Source organism: Streptomyces sp. NPDC058284 (assembly GCF_042881135.1).
GTDB lineage: Bacteria > Actinomycetota > Actinomycetes > Streptomycetales > Streptomycetaceae > Streptomyces.
Window position 1 is genome coordinate 151,223 of sequence record NZ_JBHVYE010000004.1, and the last position, 22,287, is coordinate 173,509.

Annotated in this window: 18 protein-coding genes; 10 read left to right on the top strand and 8 right to left on the bottom strand. The window is 74.0% G+C overall.

Annotation, left to right across the window (positions count from 1 at the left end):
• Positions 1-46 precede the first annotated feature (46 nt).
• The 3 genes from ACFVYR_RS08315 to ACFVYR_RS08325 all read right to left on the bottom strand — a co-directional run bounded on the left by ACFVYR_RS08315 (position 47) and on the right by ACFVYR_RS08325 (position 4,096).
• Positions 47-1,288, bottom strand: coding sequence for a VWA-like domain-containing protein (locus tag ACFVYR_RS08315; RefSeq protein ID WP_384253110.1), 1,242 nt, complete (start codon positions 1,286-1,288; stop codon positions 47-49).
• Complete coding sequence (locus tag ACFVYR_RS08320) at positions 1,285-2,562, bottom strand: AAA family ATPase (RefSeq protein ID WP_384253107.1); 1,278 nt, start codon at positions 2,560-2,562, stop codon at positions 1,285-1,287. Before ACFVYR_RS08320 ends, ACFVYR_RS08315 begins: the two co-directional genes overlap by 4 nt.
• A gap of 100 nt (positions 2,563-2,662) precedes the next feature.
• Positions 2,663-4,096 carry a hypothetical protein gene (locus ACFVYR_RS08325; RefSeq protein WP_384253104.1) on the bottom strand — a complete coding sequence of 478 codons (1,434 nt, stop codon included), beginning with the start codon at positions 4,094-4,096 and terminating at the stop codon, positions 2,663-2,665.
• Between the two features lie 246 nt (positions 4,097-4,342).
• Between ACFVYR_RS08325 and ACFVYR_RS08330 the strand changes: the two genes are divergently transcribed.
• The 3 genes from ACFVYR_RS08330 (at position 4,343) to ACFVYR_RS08340 (ending at position 10,160) form a co-directional block, all read left to right on the top strand.
• Entirely contained in the window at positions 4,343-5,707 is a 1,365-nt protein-coding gene (locus ACFVYR_RS08330; RefSeq protein WP_384253101.1) for an FAD-dependent oxidoreductase, read from the top strand.
• Between the two features lie 195 nt (positions 5,708-5,902).
• The gene (locus ACFVYR_RS08335) at positions 5,903-9,211 is read left to right on the top strand and encodes a BTAD domain-containing putative transcriptional regulator (RefSeq protein WP_384253098.1); all 3,309 of its coding nucleotides are present in this window, start codon (positions 5,903-5,905) and stop codon (positions 9,209-9,211) included.
• A gap of 286 nt (positions 9,212-9,497) precedes the next feature.
• Positions 9,498-10,160, top strand: a complete 663-nt coding sequence (locus ACFVYR_RS08340; protein ID WP_384253095.1) for a M15 family metallopeptidase — start codon at positions 9,498-9,500, stop codon at positions 10,158-10,160.
• Here ACFVYR_RS08340 and ACFVYR_RS08345 read toward each other — a convergent pair whose 3' ends face one another.
• On the bottom strand, positions 10,161-10,856 hold the full coding sequence (locus ACFVYR_RS08345; protein ID WP_384253092.1) for a type 1 glutamine amidotransferase domain-containing protein: 696 nt from the start codon (positions 10,854-10,856) through the stop codon (positions 10,161-10,163).
• Between the two features lie 83 nt (positions 10,857-10,939).
• On the bottom strand, positions 10,940-11,518 hold the full coding sequence (locus ACFVYR_RS08350) for a TetR/AcrR family transcriptional regulator (protein WP_384253089.1): 579 nt from the start codon (positions 11,516-11,518) through the stop codon (positions 10,940-10,942).
• Positions 11,519-11,761: 243 nt separating this feature from the next.
• On the opposite strand from ACFVYR_RS08350, the gene ACFVYR_RS08355 reads away from it, so the two are divergent.
• Genes ACFVYR_RS08355 through ACFVYR_RS08370 form a run of 4 tightly spaced genes read left to right on the top strand, consistent with a single transcriptional unit; the run spans position 11,762 to position 16,593 of the window.
• Positions 11,762-12,304, top strand: coding sequence for a (2Fe-2S)-binding protein (locus ACFVYR_RS08355; RefSeq protein ID WP_384253086.1), 543 nt, complete (start codon positions 11,762-11,764; stop codon positions 12,302-12,304).
• Complete coding sequence (locus tag ACFVYR_RS08360) at positions 12,301-13,293, top strand: FAD binding domain-containing protein (RefSeq protein ID WP_384253083.1); 993 nt, start codon at positions 12,301-12,303, stop codon at positions 13,291-13,293. Before ACFVYR_RS08355 ends, ACFVYR_RS08360 begins: the two co-directional genes overlap by 4 nt.
• A complete protein-coding gene (locus tag ACFVYR_RS08365) occupies positions 13,290-15,428 on the top strand; it encodes a xanthine dehydrogenase family protein molybdopterin-binding subunit (protein WP_384253080.1) in 2,139 nt (712 codons plus the stop codon). Before ACFVYR_RS08360 ends, ACFVYR_RS08365 begins: the two co-directional genes overlap by 4 nt.
• Entirely contained in the window at positions 15,421-16,593 is a 1,173-nt protein-coding gene (locus ACFVYR_RS08370) for an XdhC family protein (RefSeq protein ID WP_384253077.1), read from the top strand. The genes ACFVYR_RS08365 and ACFVYR_RS08370 overlap by 8 nt, the downstream gene beginning before the upstream one ends.
• An 89-nt stretch (positions 16,594-16,682) precedes the next feature.
• Here ACFVYR_RS08370 and ACFVYR_RS08375 read toward each other — a convergent pair whose 3' ends face one another.
• Positions 16,683-17,405 carry a dienelactone hydrolase family protein gene (locus tag ACFVYR_RS08375; protein ID WP_384253074.1) on the bottom strand — a complete coding sequence of 241 codons (723 nt, stop codon included), beginning with the start codon at positions 17,403-17,405 and terminating at the stop codon, positions 16,683-16,685.
• Between the two features lie 232 nt (positions 17,406-17,637).
• On the opposite strand from ACFVYR_RS08375, the gene ACFVYR_RS08380 reads away from it, so the two are divergent.
• Positions 17,638-18,012, top strand: a complete 375-nt coding sequence (locus ACFVYR_RS08380) for a VOC family protein (protein ID WP_384253071.1) — start codon at positions 17,638-17,640, stop codon at positions 18,010-18,012.
• A gap of 38 nt (positions 18,013-18,050) precedes the next feature.
• Here the strand turns inward: ACFVYR_RS08380 and ACFVYR_RS08385 are convergent, their stop codons facing one another.
• Entirely contained in the window at positions 18,051-18,521 is a 471-nt protein-coding gene (locus ACFVYR_RS08385) for a GNAT family N-acetyltransferase (protein ID WP_384253069.1), read from the bottom strand.
• A 185-nt stretch (positions 18,522-18,706) separates the two neighbouring features.
• Between ACFVYR_RS08385 and ACFVYR_RS08390 the strand changes: the two genes are divergently transcribed.
• Both ACFVYR_RS08390 and ACFVYR_RS08395 read left to right on the top strand, forming a co-directional pair.
• Positions 18,707-19,603: an MEDS domain-containing protein gene (locus ACFVYR_RS08390; protein ID WP_384253066.1), complete on the top strand. Its 897-nt coding sequence runs from the start codon at positions 18,707-18,709 to the stop codon at positions 19,601-19,603.
• Complete coding sequence (locus ACFVYR_RS08395; protein WP_384253063.1) at positions 19,600-20,580, top strand: anti-sigma factor RsbA family regulatory protein; 981 nt, start codon at positions 19,600-19,602, stop codon at positions 20,578-20,580. The genes ACFVYR_RS08390 and ACFVYR_RS08395 overlap by 4 nt, the downstream gene beginning before the upstream one ends.
• A gap of 76 nt (positions 20,581-20,656) precedes the next feature.
• Here ACFVYR_RS08395 and ACFVYR_RS08400 read toward each other — a convergent pair whose 3' ends face one another.
• Positions 20,657-22,207, bottom strand: a complete 1,551-nt coding sequence (locus ACFVYR_RS08400; protein ID WP_384253060.1) for an FAD-dependent oxidoreductase — start codon at positions 22,205-22,207, stop codon at positions 20,657-20,659.
• Positions 22,208-22,287 lie beyond the last annotated feature (80 nt).

A 22,287-nucleotide genomic window follows, 5' to 3' on the forward strand; every position in this document is an offset into this window, starting at 1 on the left:
GCCCCCCCCCGGCCGCGGCCCCGCCCACGGCTCCGCCGCGGGGCGGTCACCCGATCTCCACCACCCGGGCCCAGACGGGCGGCGTGTCCGGCGTGTAGTCGGGGTCGTCCTCGTCCGCCCGCCCGGAGCCCGCCCGCCGGGGAAAGAGACCCACCACCGTCCGGCACGGAGGTGGCGCGTCCGGCCACGGGGTCTGGCCGTCGGTCAGCACCACGATGACATCGGGACGAGGCCGCGCCCGCAGGGCCCTGGCGAAACCCGCACGCAGATCCGTGCCCCCGCCGCCCGTCAAGGGAATCCCCTCGGACCGGCACAGCCGGTGCACCGACGCGGCGGCCGCGTCGCACGGCAGCACGCCGACCAGATCGCGCCGGCCGCCGACCGCCCGCGAGATGGCGGCCACTTCGAGCAGCGCACTGCCCAGTTCGGCGTCGCTGACCGAACCGGATGTGTCGATGACGACGCAGACCCGGGGCGGCCTGCGCCGCAGGCTCGGCAGGACGACGCCGGGCACCCCGGCCGAGCGGCGCGCGGGGCGGCCGTAGGTGTAGTCCTCGCCCGCGCCGGGCCCGGAGGCCGCCGAGCGGACGGCCGCGCCGAGCAACTCCCGCCACGGCTGCGGCGGATGGAAGGCCTCCTCCGCCCACCGCCGCCATCCTCCGGGCGCACTGCCGGGCCGGGCCGTGATGCCCTGCGCCACCCGGAACCGCACGGCGTCCCGTTCCTGCTCACTGAGCCCGTGGGCACCTTCCGGCCCCCGGTCCCAGTCGCGCGCCCGGCCGTCGGCGCCGCTGCCGCAGTCCAGCCAGGCCATGCCCTGCGTCCTGGGCCCGAGCCGGAACTGACGCAGGTAGTCCTCCATCAGCTCCCCCTCGTCCAGCCCCAACGTCTCGGGCACGACGGCCCCTTCGGGCCGTACCAGGCCGTCCCCGAACGCGTCGTCGTTGATCTCGCAGTCCGCGGCGATGTTCATCCGCAGCCGTTCCGCGGCGCCGGTGAGCCCGCGCTCGCGCGCCACCCGGTCACTGCGTCCGTGGTGGTCGCGCAGCAGGTGGGAGACCTCGTGCACCCATACCGCGGCCAGCTCTTCCACGGGTGTCCGGTCCACGAAGGCCGGTGAGACGTAGCAGCGCCAGTACCGGTCGACCGCCATCGTCGGCACCTGCCGGGACGCGACGGCGTGCAGGGCGAACAGGGCCGTGGCCAGGTAGGGCCGGGCGCGGGCCGCCTGCAGACGGGCGGCGAAGAGCTTGTCGAGGTCCAGCGCCCGCTCCGCGTCGGGGATCATCGGCCCGCCCTGGCGGCGGCACGGGCCGCGGCGCGGTCCGCCCGCAGGGAGAGCGAGACCGTTCCCGTCAGCCGTTCGATGGAGGCCGGGACGTCCCAGTCCTCGCGCCGCAGCGTGGCCAGGGTGGTCGCGGGGACGACGACGAGGTCCGGCGCCCCGGTCTCCACGGCCCGGACAAGGAGCGCCCACGCCGCGTCCCAGCGGGCCTTGTCCGGCCGGTGCCGGACCGCGTCGACCACGGCGTCGAGGACGGCCTGGCGCAGATCGCCGCGTTCGGGCAGGACGGCGGCGGCCGGGTCGGCGAGGAGATCCTCGGGGTCGGGCAGGTCCATCCGGTCCAGAGCGGCAAGGAGTTCCAGCCCCGGGCCGTCTCCCACGGCGCCCCTGACGAGCAGGGAGAGCACATCGCGGGACGAGTCCGCGGCGGTGGCGAAGGCGATCAGGCGCAGTGCCGTCTCCCAGCTCCGGGGCGAGGGCCAGGCGCCGCCCCGGCGCGCCTCGTTGCCGGGCATCTGGTGGACGAGTTTCGGCCGGGCGGCCAGCAGCCCGCACACCGCGCGGCGGGCGAACGCGACGGCTTCCGGCAGCTTCGCCGGGTCGAGCAGGGGCAGCGTCGCCCGCGGCCAGACGCCGCCGAGTCCGCGTACGACGACGTCGTGGTCGTGGGTCCACCGCAGGTGGACGAACCGGTTGGCGAGCGGCGCGCTCAGTTCCCAGCCGTCGGCGGCCGACGAGCGCGGGTTGGCGGCGGCCACGATCCGTACGCCGGGCGGCAGTTGAAGGGCGCCGATGCGCCGTTCGAGGACCAGGCGGAGCAGGGCGGCCTGGACGGCCGGCGGGGCGGTGGAAAGCTCGTCCAGGAAGAGCAGCCCGCGGCCGGCCCGTACCAGGCGTACGGCCCAGTCCGGCGGGGCCATCGGGACGCCGTGCTCGGCCGGATCGTCCCCGACGACGGGCAGGCCGGAGAAGTCCGACGGCTCGTGCACGCTGGCGATGACGGTGGTCAGCGGCAGATCGAGGGCGTCGGCGAGCTGGGTGAGGGCCGCGGTCTTCCCGATGCCCGGTTCTCCCCACAGAAGCACGGGAAGGTCGGCGGCGACCGCGAGGGTCAGGGCTTCCAACTGGGTGTCCGGGCGGGGTTCGGTCGTCGAGTCGCGCAGCAGGCCCAACAGTGCGCTCGCGACGTCCAGTTGGTCGGGTCGAGGTGCGTGCTTGGGGATGTCGACCAAGTCGTCGGGGGCGTCGACAAGAGCGGGCGTGGCGTGGGAGGGCATGTGGGATCACCTTGGGTGTGTGTCGGCTGAGGGGTGGGTGGGCGGCGAGGGGCGAACCGGTCGCAGTCCGGCCCCGACTGCCGCCGTAAGCGTTATGAGGTCAGTGCGTGGTAGAGCGGCGCGGCCGGGTCCGGCGGTCGCGCAGGTTCGGCCGATCGGGGGCCCGAGCGGGGTCGATGAGCCCGGCCCTGTACAGGCCGTAGGTGACGCGCCGGTCGGCGGCCTCCGTCAGCGCGTCCCGCAGCGGTCCTTCGCGCAGCAGCGCGTCGGGGCCGAGCAGCTCTTCCACGACGGCCAGGGCGCCGGTGATGTCGCCGTGGTCGAGTCGTTCGCGGACGCCGCTGAGGCAGTCAGGACGGCGGTGCGCCTCGTCGATGACCCGCAGGCAGGGGAGTGGTGTGCCGGTCAGCGCGGCCAGCAGCTCCTCCCTGCGGATCTCGGCCGGATCGTGGTCCAGCGGCGCGAGGGCTCCGTCGACCAGGGCGATGCGGTGCTTGGCGCCCCGGCACTCGACGAGGCGGGCGCGCCCTGTCCGCTTCGTGGCCGCACCGGTGGCTGTGTCCGTGGCCGCGGACGGCGACGCGACCGGCGTGAATTCCGGTACCAACGCCGACGCGACCAGCGGATGCAGCCGGTCGGCCCCGAAGGCGCCGGAGCGGATCAGCGCGAGATCGGGCGGCACCCAGGTCGCCGCGTCGGGCAGCACCGGCAGGGCGGATACGTCGCCTTCGGCAGGAGTCACCGTGATCCGCGGCGCGCGGGACGGTTCGCCGCCGTCGGCGTCGAGCTCCAGGATCAGCCGTCGCCCGGCGCCGAGTCGCACGACGACAGGTCCTGGGGGCCGTCCGTCGGCACGCAGGAGGAGCTCCGCCTCGGCCGCCCATCGGCCGACCGCGCAGGGGAGCCCCTGTGTCGGCCCCCGCTCCGGAGTCTCCGGCCGGTCGGCCCCGGACCGGGTTCGCAACTCCTCCGTCCTGCGTGCGTCCCACAGGTGGCGGTGCAGGTCGAGGCGGAAACGCCGATGCGGGTGGGGGTGCGGGTGCCGCGCGGCCCCGGCGTCGGCGCGGGTGCCGTCCCACACCGCGAGGCTGATCCGCTGCCCGGCATCGGCCCAGGCGGGCGGGGTCCGGGCCACGAGATGCAGCGGACGTACGCCGACCCGGTCCGGTGTGTCGTACCGGGCCAGGGCGATGGTCAGTCCCGGGCGCAGCAGACCGTCCGGAGCGATCCTCGGCATGTGCCAGCGCAGCAGGTCAGGTGCCAAGTGGCGGAGGTCGGCCCGGAGCCGGGCCGCGACGGCCCGGCCGTGAGTGCGTGCGACGACGCGTGGGCTGAAGTCGACGTCGACGCGTGCGGCGGCGCATGCCCCGGCCCAGTCGCCGAGGCGGCGGCGCGCGGTCGCCGTCTCGATCATGGAGGCCGGTACGGCGAACTCCCGCACGCACGGCCAGAACGAGAAGGGGGAGTGAGGTGGGAAGGGCCCGTAGGGGCGGCTGGAGAGGCGGGAATCCCGGTTCGCGATCTGAGTGAGCATCAGCACTCACCTTGCGCGGACGGGGCCCCCAATCTGTCAACAGAGTGAGTCGTCATCGCGGTGATCGTAACGGTGCCGCCCCGATCTGTCAGCACCGTTTTCCGGGGGGCGACCGATACGGAGCGCTTGGGGAACCCATAAGGCTGGCTTATGACGTCATAAAGATGACCCGCCTACTTACTTAGGCTTGCCTTAGCTTAGGCTTCCCCTTGAGTCACTCCATCACCGCTCGAAGGGAACCTGAACATGCCTCGCCCTCTGCGGGTAGCCATTGTCGGAGCCGGCCCCGCCGGAATCTACGCCGCCGACGCGCTGCTCAAATCCGCAGTGGCGGTCGAGCCGGGTGTGTCGATCGACCTCTTCGAGCGGATGCCGGCGCCCTTCGGCCTCATCCGCTACGGCGTCGCCCCGGACCACCCGCGCATCAAGGGCATCATCACCGCCCTGCACCAGGTGCTCGACAAGCCCCAGATCCGTCTCTTCGGCAACGTCGACTACCCGCGCGACATCAGCCTGGACGACCTGCGCACCTTCTACGACGCGGTGATCTTCTCCACGGGTGCCACGGCCGACCGGGCGCTGGACATACCGGGCATCGACCTCGACGGCTCGTACGGCGCCGCCGACTTCGTCTCCTGGTACGACGGCCACCCGGACGTGCCGCGCACCTGGCCGCTGGAGGCGGAGAAGGTCGCCGTCCTCGGCGTCGGCAACGTCGCGCTCGACGTGGCGCGCATCCTCGCCAAGACCGCCGACGAACTGCTGCCCACCGAGATCCCGCCCAACGTCCACGACGGGCTCAAGGCCAACAAGGCCCTGGAGGTCCACGTCTTCGGCCGCCGCGGCCCCGCGCAGGCGAAGTTCAGCCCGATGGAGCTGCGGGAGCTGGACCACTCCCCGAACATCGAGGTCATCGTCGACCCCGAGGACATCGACTACGACGACGGGTCGATCGCCACCCGGCGTGGCAACAAGCAGGCCGACATGGTCGCCAAGACCCTGGAGAACTGGGCCATCCGCGACATCGGCGACCGGCCGCACAAGCTGTTCCTGCACTTCTTCGAGTCGCCGGTCGAGATCCTCGGCGAGGACGGCAAGGTCGTCGGCCTGCGCACCGAGCGCACCGGCCTCGACGGCACCGGCAACGTCAAGGGCACCGGCGAGTTCAAGGACTGGGACCTCGGAGCGGTCTACCGCGCCGTCGGCTACCTCTCCGACGAACTGCCCAAGCTGCCCTGGGACATCGCGTCCGGCACGGTCCCCGACCAGGCGGGACGGGTGATCGAGGAGAGCGGCGAGCACCTGCGGTCGACGTACGTCACCGGGTGGATCCGACGCGGCCCCGTCGGCCTCATCGGCCACACCAAGGGTGACGCCAACGAGACGGTCGCCAGTCTTCTCGACGACCGTGAGAACGGGCGGCTGCTCACCCCCGCCTCGCCCGAGCCCGAGGCCGTCGACGCCTTCCTCGGCGAACGGAACGTCCGCTTCACCACGTGGGACGGCTGGTACCGCCTCGACGCCGCGGAGAAGGCGCTCGGCGAGCCGCAGGGCCGCGAGCGCGTGAAGCTCGTCGAACGCGAGGACATGCTCAGGGCCAGCGAAGCGTAGGGCCCACGGGTCCCGGTGGGTACGGGGGCGTCGCGCGGTCTCGTCCGGCACGGAGCGGGCGGGCCACGCGCACGCCCCCTCCGCTTGCGGCGCCCCGCCCCGTCCCGCCGCCGCGCCGTGCCCGCTTCGTGCCGTATCGCCGAGCTGGCCTGATTCCCCGCGTACCCACGCGTGTTGCGGCCGCACCGACGTAGGATGACCAGTCGATCGGGCACGGCCGGGCCCGGCGGGTCCGGGCCGGAGGTGAGGTTCGCGGAGCGGGGGCGGTGCGGGGCAGGACCCATGGAGCTGGGCGTGGACACGGACATGCACTTCCGTCTGCTCGGGCCGGTCGAAGCGTGGCGCGCGGGCCGGCGCCTCGCGCTCGGCGGGCCCAAGCCCCGGGCCCTGCTCGCCGCCCTGCTCCTCGAGCCGGGGCGGGTGGTCTCCGCCGAGGCGTTGATCGACGTGATCTGGGGCGAGAACCCGCCGGACACGGCGAGATCCCTGATCCAGTCGTACGTCTCCGCACTGCGTCGCGCGCTGCCCGCCGACGTCATCGAGACCCGGCCGCCGGGCTACCTGATCCACGCGGACACCGACCTCGTCGACCGGGCCGCGTTCCAGCGGCTCACCGCGGAAGGGCGGCAGGCGGCGGCCGCCGGGGACCACGCCGCCGCGGCCCGGTCGCTCGGCGCGGCCCTCGCCCTGTGGCGCGGGCCCGCCCTCGGCGGCATCGGCGAGGCGCTGCGCGCCACGGCCGATCAGCTCGAAGAGGCGCGGCAGGCGGTCCTGGAGGAGCGGATCGCCGCCGATCTCGCGCGAACCGGCCATGAGACGGAGCTGGTCGGCGAGCTCACCGCCCTGGTCGCCACCCACCCCACCCGCGAACGGCTGCGCGGCCAACTGATGCTCGCCCTCTACCGGTTGGGCCGCCAGGCCGACGCGCTCGCCGTGTACGCGGAGGGGCGCGACGTACTCGCCGAGGAGCTGGGGCTCGATCCGGGGCCGGGGATCCAGGCGATGCACGAGGCGATCCTGCGGGCGGACGCGTCGTTGCTGCCCGCCGCGGACAGCGTACGGACCGCCACCCGCACCCCGGCCCCCGCGGCCGGCCCGCCGCCCTCACCCGGTCCGGATCACGAGCACGCCGCCGACGCCACCCCGGCCTCCGCGGACGCCGCGACCCGGACCCGGCCGACCACCCACACGCACGACAACGGCGACGACGCCACGCAGGGCCACACCCGGCCGCCGCCCGCGCCCGCCCTCCTGCCGGCCGCCATCGGCGACTTCACCGGCCGGGCGGCGCAGCTGAGCGAGGTGCGCGCCGCCCTGACCCCGCCGGGAGCGCGGCAGGCCATGCCCGTCGTCGTGATCTCCGGTCCTGGCGGCATCGGCAAGTCCGTCCTCGGTGTCACGGCCGCGCACCGGGCCGCAGACGCGTACCCCGACGGACAGCTCTACGCCGAACTGCGGGGCGCCACCGACCCGGTGGCGCCCGGCGAGGTGCTCGGCCGCCTGCTGCGCGCCCTGGGAGCCGACCCGCCGGAGGGGGACGCCGAGCGCAGGGACCTCTTCCGCAGCCTCGTCGCGGGGCGCCGCGTCCTGCTCGTCCTCGACGACGCGGGCAGCGAGTCCCAGGTGCGGCCGCTGCTCCCGGGAAGCGCCACGTGCGGGGTGCTGATCACCGCCCGCGCCCGCCTCGGCGCCCTGCCCTGCACCCACCGCACCGACCTCGACGTGTTCGACACGGAGCCGGGGACCGACCTGCTCGCCCGGGTCGCGGGCGCGGAGCGGGTGCGCGACGACCCCGAGGCGGCCCGCCGCATCGTGGAGCTGTGCGGCGGGCTCCCCCTCGCCCTGCGCATCGCCGGGGCCCGCCTCGCGACACGCCGCCACTGGTCGGCACGGACGCTCGCCGAACGGCTGGCCGACGAGCGCCATCGTCTGGACGAGCTCTCCGTCGGTGACCTGGAGGTCCGGGCCGGCCTCGGCCTGAGCTACCGCGCGCTGGACGCCCCGGCCCGCACCGCCCTGCGCCGCCTCGGCCTGCTCGCCGCGCCCGACGTCGCGTCCTGGGTGGTCGCCGCGCTCCTCGACGCGCCCGAGAGCGAGGCGGAACGGGTGGTGGAGCAGCTCATCGACGCCCAACTGCTGCACTGCAGCCTGGTGGACCGCGCGGACCAGCCGCGCTACCGGCCGCACGATCTCGTACGCGTCTACGCGGCCGAACGCGCCGAGGCCGAGGACACCCCCGCCGAACGCGCCGCCGCCGTCGGCCGGGCCCTCGGCGCCGGCCTCTGGCTCACCGGCCGCGTCGCCTCCGCCACGCCGTCCGGAGCGGTCGAACTGCACCGGGGCTTCCTCGACTCCTCCGGTCCGCTCCGCGCGACGCCCGGCGCCCTGCACCGCCTCGTGCGGCCGGCCGGGCCCGAGGCCACCCGGCGGGCGCTCGCCGACCCCGCGGCGTGGTTCGAGGCCGAGGCCGACGCGTTCGCCGCCGCCGTGGAGCGGGCAGCCGCCTATGACCTGCACACCCTGGCCTGCGAGGCCGCCGCCGCCCTGTGCTCCTCCGCGTACGCCGTCGGGAACCGCTTCGAAGCCTGGTGGCGCAGCCACGACGCGGCGCTGGCCGCGGCCCGCCGCGCCGAGGACCGCTCGGGCGAGGCCCTGCTGCTCATCGGTCTCGGCCAACTCCGCTACGAACAGGACAGGTTCAACGAATCGCAGGACTACTTCCGGCAGGCGGCCGCCATCTGCGCCGACCTCGGCGACGCGCGCGGCCGGGCCGCCGCCCTCGCCGGACTCGGCAGCGCCCTGCGCGAGGCGGGACGGCTGCGCGCCGCCCTTGACGTGCTGGGGCGCGCCGTCGAGGGCTTCCGCGGGCTGCACGACGACCCGGGGCTCGGTCTTTCCTGCCGTTTCGCGGGCACCGTCCACCTCGAACTCGGCGCGCACGACGCCGCCTTCACGCTCCTCGACGAGTCCCTGCGCGCCTACCGCAGGCTCGGCAGCCGCCGCGGTGAGGCGCTCACGCTGCGGTCGCTGAGCCTGGTGCACCGCTCGCTCGGCGCCTACGCCGAGGGCGAGCGGCTCGCCGACCGCTCCGTGGCCCTCCTCGCCGCCCTCGGGGACCCGCTGATGTCGGCGTACGCGGTGCAGGCGCGGGCCAAGTGCCGGATGCGGCTGGGGCGTTCGGCCGAGGCGGCCGCGGAGCTGCGTGGCGTACTCGAGACCTGCCGCGCCCACCGCGACCGCTTCGGCGAGGCGCTCGCGCTGCGCACGCTCGGCGAATGCGAGCTGGCCGCCGGGCGCGTCGACGAGGCCGAGCGGCGGCTCACCGCGGCGGCCGGTCTCTGGGCGGCCCTGGAGCTGCCGCTGGCCCGCGCCCGTACCCTGCGCGATCTCGCCGCGGCGCGGGAGGCCGCGGGCGAACCGGCGCAGGCTGCGGCGCTGCGGGCGGAGGCGCGGGGCGTCTTCGCGGCGTACGAGGCCCGCGAACGGCACGAGCCCGGCATCTGAACGCGCTGCGGCAGCAGTGCACTTGGCTCGGATTTGCAGAGGAATTGCAGCGACCCGCGGCAGGCTCTACGTGTCGGCGGCGCAGAGGCCGGCAGCGACAGCGGATCTAACGGGGGAGAGGCCACTGTCGCGTGCGGCCCATACGACCGAGCAGTCGGGCGTATGGGCCGTCTGTCGCGTGGCGCCACCGCACGGCCGGGGGACTTCCGGGGGCGGGCTGCAGCCCGCCCCCGGACGTGTGTCCCCCTTCGCTGCCAGGAAGACGTCCGTCCCGAAGGGCCCGAGCATGCCGCCGATCATCCTCATGAGCGACCCCCGGGTCGTCGACATCCCCGTCGACGACTGCGGCGAAGGCCTCGTCGACCTGCGCCACCTGCCCTTCGTGGATGTCGACGGCCGCCTCGCCGACCCGGCCGGTGCCTACGCCCAGCTGCGCGAAGGCGTCGTCTGGCGGCTGGCCCGCGCCGCGCGGCTGCTGCCCGAAGGCCTGCGCCTGCTGGTCACCGAGGGCTACCGGCCCCTCGACCTGCAGATCAAGTACTTCGAGGAGTACGCCGCCGAACTCAGACGGAGCCACCCGCACTGGGCGGAAGGCCACCTCCACCGCCAGACGAGCCGCTCCCTCTCGCCGCCCGAGGTCGCCCCGCACGTCGCGGGCGCCGCCGTCGACGTCACCCTGTGCACCACGAGCGGCACCGAACTGGACCTGGGCACACCGGTGAACGCCGGTCCTGAGGAGAGCGACGGCGCCTGCTACACCGACACCGACCGCATCTGCGCCGAGGCCCGCCGCAACCGCCGCACCCTCACCGCGGCCCTGGCCACGGCGGGCCTCGTCAACTACCCGACCGAGTGGTGGCACTGGTCCTACGGCGACCGCTACTGGGCCCTCGCGACGAGCAGCCCCCGCGCCCACTACGGCGCGGTGGCCTTCGGCGCCCAGCAGTGATCAGTCCAGCTTCTTGAGCAGTTCGGCGGCGAGCGGGGCGGAGGACGCCGGGTTCTGGCCAGTGACCAGGTTGCGGTCAACGATCACGTGCGGGGCCCACGGCTCGCCCTCCCGGAAGTCGGCGCCGCCCCGCACCAGGCGGTCCTGGAGCAGCCACTCGGCGCGGTCGGCGAAGCCCGCCTGGGCCTCCTCGGCGTTGGTGAAGCCCGTCAGGCGGTACCCCGCGAAGGCCGGGGTGCCGTCGGCCTTCGCGGCGGCCAGGAGCGCGGCCGGGGCGTGGCAGACGATGCCGAGCGGCTTGCCCGTCTCCAGGGCGCGGGTGAGCAGGCGGCCGGAGTCGGCGTCGACGGCGAGGTCCTCCATGGGGCCGTGGCCGCCGGGGTAGAAGACGGCGGCGTAGTCGTCGAGGTCCACCTCCGCGATCTTGACGGGTCCCTGGAGCTCGGTGAACGCGGCGAGCGAGGCCTCCACCCTGTCGGCGCCCTCCTGGCCGCCGTTGACCTCGGGCGCGAGGGAGCCGCGGTCGACCGTGGGGACGACACCGCCGGGGGTGGCGACGACGATCTCGTGGCCCGCGGCCTTGAACGCCTCGTACGGGGCGACGGCCTCCTCGGCCCAGAAGCCGGTCGGGTGGCGGGTTCCGTCGGCCAGCGTCCAGTGGTCGGCGCCGGTCACCACGAACAGGATCTTCGACATGGGTACTCTCCGGAACGGGTCGGATCGTGTGCAGCGATCTTTCGACCGTAGACCGATCGGACGGCGGTTTCCAACCTCCGCGCTCAGCGTCCGGGCGCGCCGGCCCGCAGCCCGTCCATGACGAGGTCCATGAGGCGGCCGGCCCGGGACTCCCAGTCGCTGCGCGGGTCGATCTGCCAGAGGCCGGCGATGGCGAGCAGGAAGTCGTCGGGGGTGACTCCCGGCCGGATGGTGCCGGCCTCCTCGTTCGCCCGCAGCAGGTGCGCGACGGCCTCGGTCAGTGGGCCGGGACCCACTCCGGCCAGGCTGCCGAGCGCGCTGGTGGCCTTGCGTATGGCGTCGGCCAGACCGGCCTTGGCCATCCCGAACCGGACGAGCCGGTCCATCCACTCCCGCAGCGCCCGGTCGGGGGGCCGGCTCGCCAGCAACTGGCAGGCGGCGTCGCAGACATGCTGGACCTCGTAGCGGTACACCTCGAGGACGAGCGTCTCGCGGTTGGGAAAGTTGCGGTAGAACGTGCCCTGGCCTACGCCCGCCTTCTTCGCGATCACGCTGAGCGGCGCGTCGCTCGCCCGCGTCAGCTCCTCCAGGGCCACCTCGAGGATCCGCTCGCGGTTGCGTTGCGCGTCCGAGCGCAAGGGCTGGTTCTTGTGCTGCCCCATGGGCTCTCCTTCCCCTTCCGCGCACCACGGCCCGGTTGAGCCTTGCTGAGCGGACAACTGTCCGCTAGGTTCAACCACTAGCGGACATCTGTCCGCTTGAGGTCACCATAGCGGCAGCCGCGGCCGCCGGGGACCCCTGCCGTCGAAGCGGCGGGGCGCCCCCGTCCCAGTTCAGCGCCACCCTCTCCCGAACTCCCCGCCGGGACCGCCTCGTTCGACGCGATTCGCGAAAGAAGGCTGCTCATGGCTCCATCGACGTCCAGTGCCGTCACCCTGAACATCAACGGTGAGAAGCACACACTGTCCGTCGACCACCGCACCACGCTGCTCGACGCACTGCGTGAGCGGCTCGATCTGACCGGCACCAAGAAGGGCTGTGACCAAGGCCAGTGCGGGGCCTGCACAGTGCTGATCGACGGCCGACGCGCCGTCTCCTGTCTGCAGCTCGCGGTCGCCGCCGAGGGACGTGAGATCACCACCATCGAGGGCGTCGCGGACGGCGACCGGCTGCACCCCGTGCAGCAGGCCTTCCTCGACCTCGACGGTTTCCAGTGCGGCTACTGCACGCCGGGGCAGATCTGTTCCGCCCTCGGCGCACTCCAGGAGCACGCCGACGGCTGGCCCAGCGCCGCCACCACCGACGTACGGCCCGAGGCGGGCGTGCCCGAGCTCACCGCCGAGGAGATCCGCGAGCGGATGAGCGGCAACCTGTGCCGCTGCGGCGCGTACGTGTCGATCGTGCAGGCCGTCGCGAAGGCGGCGCGCGCCGAGGAGGAAGCGGTATGAGGGACTTCGGCTATCAGCGGGTGTACGACGTGCCGGGCGCGGTGGCCGTGCTCGGCGCCGACCCCGAGGCCCGCTACCTCGGCGGTGGCACCAACCTCGTCGACCTGATGAAGAGCGGCGTGGAGCGGCCCGCGCTCCTCGTCGACGTACGCGAACTGCCCCTGGACCGGATCGAGACGACCGCCGACGGCGGGCTGCGCATCGGCGCGACCGTCACCAACAGCGACCTCGCCGCCCACCCCGAGGTGCGCCGCCGTTACCCGGCGCTCTCCCAGGCGGTCCTCGCGGGCGCCTCCGGCCAGCTGCGCAACATGGCGACGGTCGGCGGCAACCTCCTGCAGCGCACCCGCTGCGGCTACTTCACGGACCTGGCGAGGCCCTGCAACAAGCGCGAGCCCGGCACCGGCTGCTCCGCCGTCGAGGGCGAGCACCACAACCACGCGATCCTCGGCGCCACCGAGCACTGCGTGGCGATCCACCCCTCCGACATGGGGGTGGCGCTGGCCGCCTTCGACGCCGTCATCCACTACGAGACGGCGGACGGCCCCGGCGAACTGCCGATCGCCGAGTTCTACCTGCCCGTGGGCGACACCCCGCACCTGGAGACCGCGCTGCCGTCCGGCGCGCTGATCACCGGTGTGAGCCTGCCGCCCGCCCCCGTCGCGGCGCTCTCCCGCTACCGCAAGGTGCGTGAGCGCGCCTCCTACGCCTTCGCCATCGGCTCGATCGCGGCGGCCCTCGACGTACACGACTCAGTCGTACGGGACGTACGCATCGGCATCGGCGCGGTCGCCTCGCGGCCGTGGCGGGCCCGGGCCGCCGAGCAGGCGCTGACCGGCGGCCCGGCGAGCGCCGCAGCCTTCGCCGCCGCGGCCGACGCCGAACTGGCGGCCGCCCGCGCGCTGCCCGGCAACGGCTACAAGGTGACGCTGATCCGCAACCTCGTCGTGGCCCTGCTGACCGAACTCACCGAGGAGGCCACCCGATGACCACGACCACCGCAACCACCGCGGTGACGGGCGCCGTCGGCACCGCGCACTCCCGCGTCGAGGGCCGCGAGAAGGTCACCGGCGCCGCCCGCTACGCCGGCGAGATCCCCTTCGCCGACCTCGCCCACGGCTGGCTCGTGCTGTCCACGATCGCCCGCGGCCGGGTCCACTCGGTCGACGACGCCGCCGTCCTCGCGATGCCCGGCGTCCTCGCCGTGCTGCACCACGGGAACGCGCCGCGCGTCGACGCGGACTACGTGGGCATGCTGGGGAAGCCCGACCCGCTCATCGGACTCTTCCAGCACGACCGGGTTCCCTTCGTGGGCTGGCCGGTGGCGCTGGTCGTCGCCGAGACGTCCGAGCAGGCCAGAGCAGCCGCCGACGCGCTGGTGGTCCAGTACGACCAGGAACCGCACGACGTCGACTTCTCCGCGGGACGTCCGGGCACGTACACACCGGACGGCGACGGGATGCGTACGGAGAAGGGCGACCTGGAGGCCCAGCTCGCCGCGTCCACCCACCTGGTGGACGCCGAGTACACCACGCCCGAGGAACACCACGCGTCGATGGAGCCGCACGCGGCGATGGCGCGCTGGGAGGGCGGGCGCCTGGAAGTGGCCGACTCCAACCAGGGCAGCACCTGGGTCGCCGACGAGCTGTCGAAGCTGTTCTCCCTCGACCCCGCCTCGGTGCGGGTGCGGTCCGAGCACGTCGGTGGAGCTTTCGGGTCCAAGGGGCTGCGGGCCCACCAGGTCGCCGCCGCCATGGCGGCGACCGCGCTCGACCGGCCGGTCCGCGTCGTCATGACCCGTCGGCAGATGTTCTCGCTCGTCGGCTACCGCAGCCCCACCACGCAGCGCGTCCGGCTCGGCGCCGACCCGGACGGCCGGCTGCGCGCCTTCGACCACCAAGGGCAGAGCCTGTCGTCCACCGTCCACGAGTTCGTCGAGACGAGTGCCGGATTCGCCCGCCCGATGTACGGGGCCGACGCGCACCACACCGTCAACCGCGTCGTACGCCTCGACGTGCCGACCCCGACCTATGTGCGGGCTCCCGGCGAGGCGCCCGGCTCCTTCGCGGTGGAGTCCGCGCTCGACGAACTCGCCGAGAAGTGCGGCATGGACCCCATCGCGCTGCGGGTCCGCAACGAACCCGAGACGGGCCCCGTCTCCGGCCTGCCGTTCAGCAGCCGCAACCTGACGGCGTGCTACGAGGAGGGCGCCCGCAGGTTCGGCTGGGCGGACCGCGACCCGCGGCCGGGGCTGCGCCGCGAAGGGCGCTGGCTGCTCGGCACCGGCATGGCCGCCGCCACGTTCCCGGTGCTCGTCGCCCCGAGCACGGCCGCGGTGACGGCGGAGGCCGACGGCACCTTCACCGTGCGCATCACCGCGGCGGACGTCGGCACCGGCGCACGGACCGCCCTCACCCTGATCGCCGCGGACGCCCTGGAAGTGCCGCCGGAGCGCGTGCACGTGCGGATCGCGGACAGCGACTTCGGTCCCGCGATGATCGCGGGCGGCTCCATGGGCACCCGCTCCTGGGGCTGGGCGATCAACCTCGCGGTCCGCGAGCTGCGGGAGAAGCTGGTCCCCGGCGGGGAGATCCCGGCAGAGGGCATCACCGCGCGCTCCGACACCAGCGAGGCCATCGGCGCGCTCACCCAGAAGGAGCGGCACTCCTTCGGCGCGCAGTTCGCCGAGGTAGCCGTGGACGTCACCAGCGGCGAGGTACGGGTGCGGCGCATGCTCGGCATCTTCGCCGCGGGCCGGATCGTCAACCCGCTGACCGCCCGCAGCCAGCTGATCGGCGGCATGACCTGGGGCCTGTCGATGGCGCTGCACGAGGAGGCGGTCAGGGACGCCGCGTCGGGCGGGCTCGTCGGCCCCGACCTCGCGGGCTACCACGTCGCCACCCACGCCGACGTGCCGCACATCGAGGCGGACTGGGTGGCCGACCCGGACGACGACGACCCGGTCGGCATCAAGGGCATCGGGGAGATCGGCATCGTGGGCGCAGCGGCGGCCGTCGCCAACGCGGTCTGGCACGCGACGGGTGTGCGCCACCGCTCCCTGCCCATCCGCCCCGACCGCGTCCTGCGGCCGCTGACCGGGCCCGGGGACGACACCCGTGCTTGACATCGCCGCCGACCTGGACCGGTGGATCAGGGGGGGCCGGGACTTCGCCGTCGCGACCGTCGTGAGCGTCGGCGGCAGCGCACCGCGCGGTCCCGGCGCCGCCATGGCCGTCGACGGCGGCGGCACCGTCATCGGCTCGGTCTCCGGCGGCTGCGTGGAAGCGGCGGTCTACGACCTGTGCGTCCAGGCCCTCCAGGACGGCGAAGCCACCGTCGAGCGGTTCGGCTACAGCGACGAGGACGCCTTCGCCGTCGGGCTGACCTGCGGCGGAACCATCGAGGTCCTGGTCGCCCCGGTGGCCGCGGACGCACCGGACAGGGCGGTGTTCGCCGCCGCCCTTTCCACCGCCGCCCGCGGCGGGGCGACGGCCCTGGCCCGGGTCTTCAGGGGCCCGGCCGAACTGCTCGGCAGGCCGCTCCTGGTGGCCCCCGCAGGATCGGACGGAGAGCGGCGGAGCGGAACGTACGAAGGGACGCTGGGCGGCCACCCGGAGCTGGACCGCACCGCGGTGGGGGAGAGCCGCGCCCTGCTGGCGGCCGGCCGCACCGGGGAGTTCGTCGTCTCCGAGAGCGGCGCGCACTGCGGAAGCGAGGTGACGGTCCTCGTCGAGTCGAGCGTGCCGCCGCCCCGCATGATCGTCTTCGGTGCCGTCGACTTCGCGGCGGCCCTGGTCCGCGCGGGCAAGTTCCTCGGCTACCACGTGACGGTCTGCGACGCCCGCCCCGTCTTCGCCACCCGGGCCCGCTTCGCGGAGGCCGACGAGGTCGTGGTCGAGTGGCCGCACCGCTATCTCAGCGAGACGGAGACGGACGGCCGCACCGTCCTGTGCGTCCTCACCCACGACGCCAAGTTCGACGTGCCGCTGCTCGCGGCGGCGCTGCGGCTGCCCGTCGCGTTCGTCGGCGCGATGGGATCGCGCCGCACGCACGAGGACCGCAACCGCAGGCTGCGCGAGGAAGGCGTCACCGAGGACGAACTGGCCCGGCTGCGCTCGCCGATCGGCCTCGACCTCGGGGCCCGCACGCCCGAGGAGACCGCCCTGTCCATCGCGGCGGAGATCGTCGCGACGCGCCAGGGCGGCACAGGCCACCCGTTGACCGGGGCGCGGACGCCGATCCACCACGACAGGCCCGGCAACGCGTCGCGGGCCAGAGCGGTGGCCTGACGGTGTCCCGGCCCTGAAGTGGGGCCGGGACACCGCCTACCGCCTACCGCCTACCGCCTACCGTCCGCCGCCGGTGGGCCGGTCCGGTCTCACTTCAGGTGCCGGTCCAGGAACCGGCACCCGTCCTCCAGCTCGAACTCCGGGGTGCCGGTGTGGCCGCCCAGATTGGCGTGCAGCGTCTTCTGCTCGCTGCCGAAGGCGTCGAACAGGTCCAGGGCCCGCTGCCGGGGGTTCCCCTCGTCGTCCCACTGCAGCAGGAACAGCAGCGGAATGGTGACCTGGCGGGCCTCCTCGCGCTGGGCAAGGGGAACGTACCCTCCGGCGAAGAAGCCCGCCGCCGCGATGCGCGGCTCTGTGACCGCCAGGCGGATGCCGAGGGCGGTCCACCCTCCGGAGTACCCGACCGGCCCGCTGATCCCGGGCAGTTCGAGCAGGGCGTCCAGAGTGGTCCGCCATTCCGGGACCGCGTTCTCGACCAGCGGGCCGATCAGGGACTCGAAGATCTCGTCGACCGGCTCGCCGGCCCGCATCGCCCGCCGGAGGTCCGCACGGGCTTGCTCGGCGGCGGGGGAACGCGGACGGTCACCGCACCCGGCGGCGTCGATGGTGGCCACCGCGTACCCGCGCGCCGCCGTGTACCTGGCCCTGGCCACCAGTCGGGGCTCCGCCTTGGGCAGACCGTTGTTGTGGGCCATCAGGACCAGCGGGGCAGGTGCGCGTCCGGGCGTCCACAGGGTGCCGGGGATCTCGCCGAGGGTGAATTCGCGCTCTACGACGCCGTCGTCGAGGCGCTTTTCGGAAGTGAAGTGCATGGTCGTGCCTTTCGGGAGTGCTCACAGCGGCGCTCCCGGACGACCTGCCGTCCGACCGTGACCCCGGAGGGGAGCACCCATGTCGATTCTGCGTTCACGGGTACCACCTCCTCGTTGTCTCGCACGGCCTGGGAAAAGTAGCAGTGGCCGCCGCGGCCCGCCAACGGGTTTTCGCGAAGGCCCGGACCGGAGCGATACGAGCGCCGGCCGCACGTCCCTGAAAGGAACAGTCATGCAGATCAACGCCCTCATCCTCGACGCCAAGGACCCCGAGCGGCTCGCCGCGTTCTGGTCCGAGCTGCTCGGCAGGCCGATCGTCGGCCGCACCGGACCGTACGTATGGCTCCGCCGTGAGAACGGCCTCGGCATGGGGATCCAGCGGAACGACGCGCCCGATCCCGGCAAGAACCGCATGCACTTCGACCTCGAATCGCCCGATCCCGCCGCCGAGCAACGGCGGGTGGAGACGCTCGGCGGACGCAGGCTTCAGGGGTACGACGACGGCGGGTTCCTGGTGATGGCCGACCCCGAGGGCAACGAGTTCTGCATCATCCCCGAGGGGCCCTTCGAACTCGACGACGAAGGGCGTGCGGACTACCTCGGCTGACACCTGACAGGGGGCGCGGAGCGTACGGCGTCGGCCGCTCAGACCAGCTCCAGCGCCCCCACCGTCTGACCCCCGCTGGTCTCCCCGGTCGGCCGGAAGCCGAGCGTCAGGTAGAAGCCCTCCGGGCCGTCGCTCCCCGGATGCCAGGTGGTCGTCAGGCGCGTGCCGCCCCGGCGCCGGATCTCGGTGGCCACGGACTCCACCGCGAAGCGCCCGCAGCCCCGCCCCTGCTTCTCGGCCGCGACGTTGAGGCGCCAGAGACCGGAGCGGAAGTCCGTGCCCTGGCCGGTCCCGCTCCACTCGATGTCGAAGAAGGCCATGAGGAAGCCGACGACCTCGTCCCCGTCACAGATGAGCCGGGGCCACGCGACACCGGGATGGACGTACGCCTCGGCCAGCGACTTCACCACCGGTGCCACCAAATGTTCCTGGTCGGGGCGGACCCGCAGGCCGATCGCGGACTCGAAGTTTCCGGGAGTGATTTCCCGCAGACACAGTGACGTAGACATGCCCGCAGCCTACGAAGCGCCGCAAATGGTTTTCCGCCGACCGAAAACCGCCGTGCTCCTCCCCGCACCGGCCTGTCGCCGCTCCCCAACTCCGTTCCGCAGGGCCCCGCGTATGCGTACCGTGTAATCGTCCAGCCACAACGGGTAGCGATGCGGCGGACGTTGTGCGGAGGGGGTACGTGAGGATGGACGCGGCGCCTGCCCTGCGGGCCGTGGGGCAGATGCGGCCGGGGGATCATCTCTTCCTCGGCTACCACACGGACGAGGAACGCGCGGCGGTGCTCGGCGCGTTCCTCGTGGACGGCCTGGCCTGCGGCCAGCGTGGACTGCTCCTGACGTCGGAAGGGGCGTCCTCAAAAGCTCTGCTCGGGGCTCTGCGGCGCGAGGGGTGCGACGTGGCGGGCGCACTGGCCGCGGGCAGACTGAAGGCGCGCTCCCGGCCGGACGCCGCCGGGGGAGGAGCGCGGGGCGTCGCAGAACTGGTGCGCCACGAGACACGGGAGGCATTGGCCGACGGCTTCCTGGGGCTGCGGATCGCCTGCGAGGTGACGCCGGACCCCGGCGCGGGCCGGACCGAGGGGATCCGCGAGACCGAGCGGCTGCTCGACTCGGTCTTCGCGACGCTGCCCGTGCTCGGCCTGTGCCTGTACGACCACCGCCTCGTCGACCCCGGCCAACTGGCCGCGCTCGACGCCCTGCACCACGGCCAAGCGGTCGCCGACGACGTCTGGCAGGACGAACTGCTCCGCATCACAAGGACGTTCACGCCCCCGGGCCTCGCCCTGTGCGGCGAGATCGACGACAGCAACGTCACCGCGGTGGCCCGCGCCCTGCGCGCCGAGACCGAGCGCGCCACCGAGCGGCCGGACGACCCGCACCGCACCCGGCTCGACCTCCGCGGCCTCACCTTCATCGACGTGTGCGCGCTACGGCTGCTGGTCTTCACCGGGTTCGGCCTGTACGCGATGGGCGGCGCCCTGGTCCTGGACGGCGTCGCCCCGCATGTGCGCAGGATCATGCGGGTCACCGGCTGGGACCGCGTCCCCGGCCTGGACATGGGAAAGGGACGCGAGGATTCATGACACGCACCGGCTTCGTCCACCAGGCGCTGTGCTACGCCTCGGACGACGAGTTCCTGTCCGGCACGGTCGGCTTCGTCCGGGACGGTCTCACGGCGGGCGACGCGGTGCTCGCCGTCGTCGGCCGGGACAACATCACGCTGCTGCGGGACGCGCTCGGCAGGGCCGCAGGGGAGGTCGACTTCGTCGACGCCCTGGACTGGTACCACTTCCCGTCGCGCACCCTGGGCCGGTACAACGACTACTGCGCGGACCACGACGAGGGCGGCGCCCGGCGTGTCCGCGTCATCGGCGAGCCGGTCTGGACGGGGCGCACGGCCGTCGAGACCAGGGAGTGGCAGCGGTACGAGTCGCTGATCAACGTGGCGTTCGCGGAGTCGGACCACTGGATCGTGTGCCCCTACGACGCCCGCGCCCTCCCCGACGACGTGCTCACCGCTGCCCGCCGCACTCACCCCGAGGTGGCATCCGGCCCCGGTGGCCCGGTCACCGAGGGCGCGTACACGGACCCGGCCGACTTCTACGCCGCGTGCGACGAACTCGCGCGCGCCGCACCCGGCGTGGCCGAACCGTCCGGACCGGCCCGAGCGGTCCCCTTCGCCCGGGGCGAGTCGGTGGCGGTCCGGCTGGCCGTCGCCGAGTACGCCCGGCGCTGCCGGGTCGCCGAGGACCGCGCCCGCGACATGGTCGCCGCCGTGCACGAGGCCGTGGTGAACGCCGTCCGCTTCGGTGGCGGCCGGGGCGTGCTGCGGCTGTGGTGCGACTCCGACTGGATCGTCTGCGAGGTGACCGACGCCGGGAGCGGGCGGCCCGCCGTTCCGGCGCCGGACGCGGCCTACCTGGGGCACCTCCCGCCCGATCCGCGCGCCGCGAGGGGCCATGGCCTGTGGGCCGCACGCCAGTTGAGCGACCTGCTCACCGAACGGCTGGGCGCGGAAGGCACGGTGGTACGGATGCACTTCCGGCGCCGAGAGCACTGACCGGCAACGGCCGCACCGCCGCCACACCGCTCGCGCCGCGCCGCCGCGGTGCCGGAGACTTCGCGCGGCAGGATCCTCATGACCTGGGCAGCTCCCTGGGCTCCAGCGGACGGGTCGCCGGGCCCTGCAGAACCGAGCCGTCGGTGGCGAAGCGGGAGCCGTGGCAGGGGCACTCCCACGTCGTCTCCGCCTCGTTGAAGGCGACCAGGCAGCCCAAGTGGGTGCAGCGTGCGGAGACGGCATGCAGCGCGCCGCTCTCGTCCCTGTGCACCGCGCAGCGGCGCCCCTCGACGCGCACCACCGCACCGGACCCCGTGGGGATCTCGTCGACGGAGTCGACATGGGTGGTGCGGAGCCGGTCACCGATGAAGTGCTTCGCGACGTCGGCCTGCTGACGGAGCAGCGCGGGGGCCTCCCGCACGGTGCTCCACAGCCGGCGCGGGTCGTACAGCTCCGTCCAGGGGGACGTCTCCCCGCCGATCAGCCGGGTGAGCAGCTGCCCGGCCAGCACCCCGCCGCTCATGCCCCAGCCGCCGAACCCGGTCGCCACATAGGTGTGCCGGGCGCCGGGGTGGAAGGCGCCGATCATCGGCACGCCGTCGATGACGTCGTTGTCCTGCGCCGCCCACCGGTAGGCCGTCTCCCCGACCTCGAAGCGCTCACGCATCCAGGCGTCGAGGGCGGTGAAACCGGCGGCGGCGTCGCCCGTCCCCGGGGTGAAGCTGTCGCCCGTGACGATGAGGAGCCGCCCGCCGTCGCCACCGTAGGGCGCGGTACGCACCGAGCGCTTCCCCTCGTCCTGCGTGATGTACATGCCGCCCGGGTCGCCGCCCGCGGCCAGGGGCGCGGCGACGACGAGTTCACGCCGGGGGGAGAGGCGGGCGAACAGCAGGGCACGGTCGAAGACCGGGTAATGCGTGGCGACGACGACGGACCGTGCGGTGACCGTGCGCCCTGACTCGGTGGTCACCGTGCAGGGTGAGCCCTCGTGCAGGCCGGTCACCCGGGTCCGCTCGTGGATGACGCCGCCGCGTGCGCAGAGGTCGTCGGCGAGCGCGAGCAGGTAGGCGCGGGGATGGAACTGCGCCTGGTCCTCCACGCGCACCGCGCCCGCCACGGGGAAGGGCAGGCCGGTCTCCTCCGTGTACACGGCGGGCAGGCCCGCCTCCCTGGCCGCGGCGGCCTCGGCCCGCAACTGGCCGGTCTCGGAGGCCCGGACGGTGTAGGTGTAGGCGGGCGCGCGCTCCAGGTCGCAGTCGATGCCGAGCTCGGCGCAGACCGCCGCCACGTGCTCCACCGCCTGCTGCTGGGACTCGGCGTAGAGCCGGGCCCCCTCGGGGCCGCGGGTGCGGCGCAGCCGCTCGTACACGAGGGAGTGCAGCGCGGTCACCTTGGCGGTGGTGTGGCCGGTGACGCCGGCGGCGATCCGGTCGGCCTCCAGGACGGCGACCGACCGGCCGCCGCGGGCCAGCTCCCACCCCGTGCTGAGCCCCGCGACGCCGCCGCCCACCACGGCGACGTCGACCTCGATGTCGTCGGTCAGGGGCGGGTGGGCCGACGCCGCGGCGGTCTCCATCCAGTACGACTCGGGGCGGCCCGGCAGCGGTCCGGGCTTCTGTGCGCTCATGCGTGCTCCGTGACGGTGGACATGACGGTCTCCATGGTCTTGGCATCCGGTGGGGGCGAGTCTCCCCCGGGGCGCGCGGC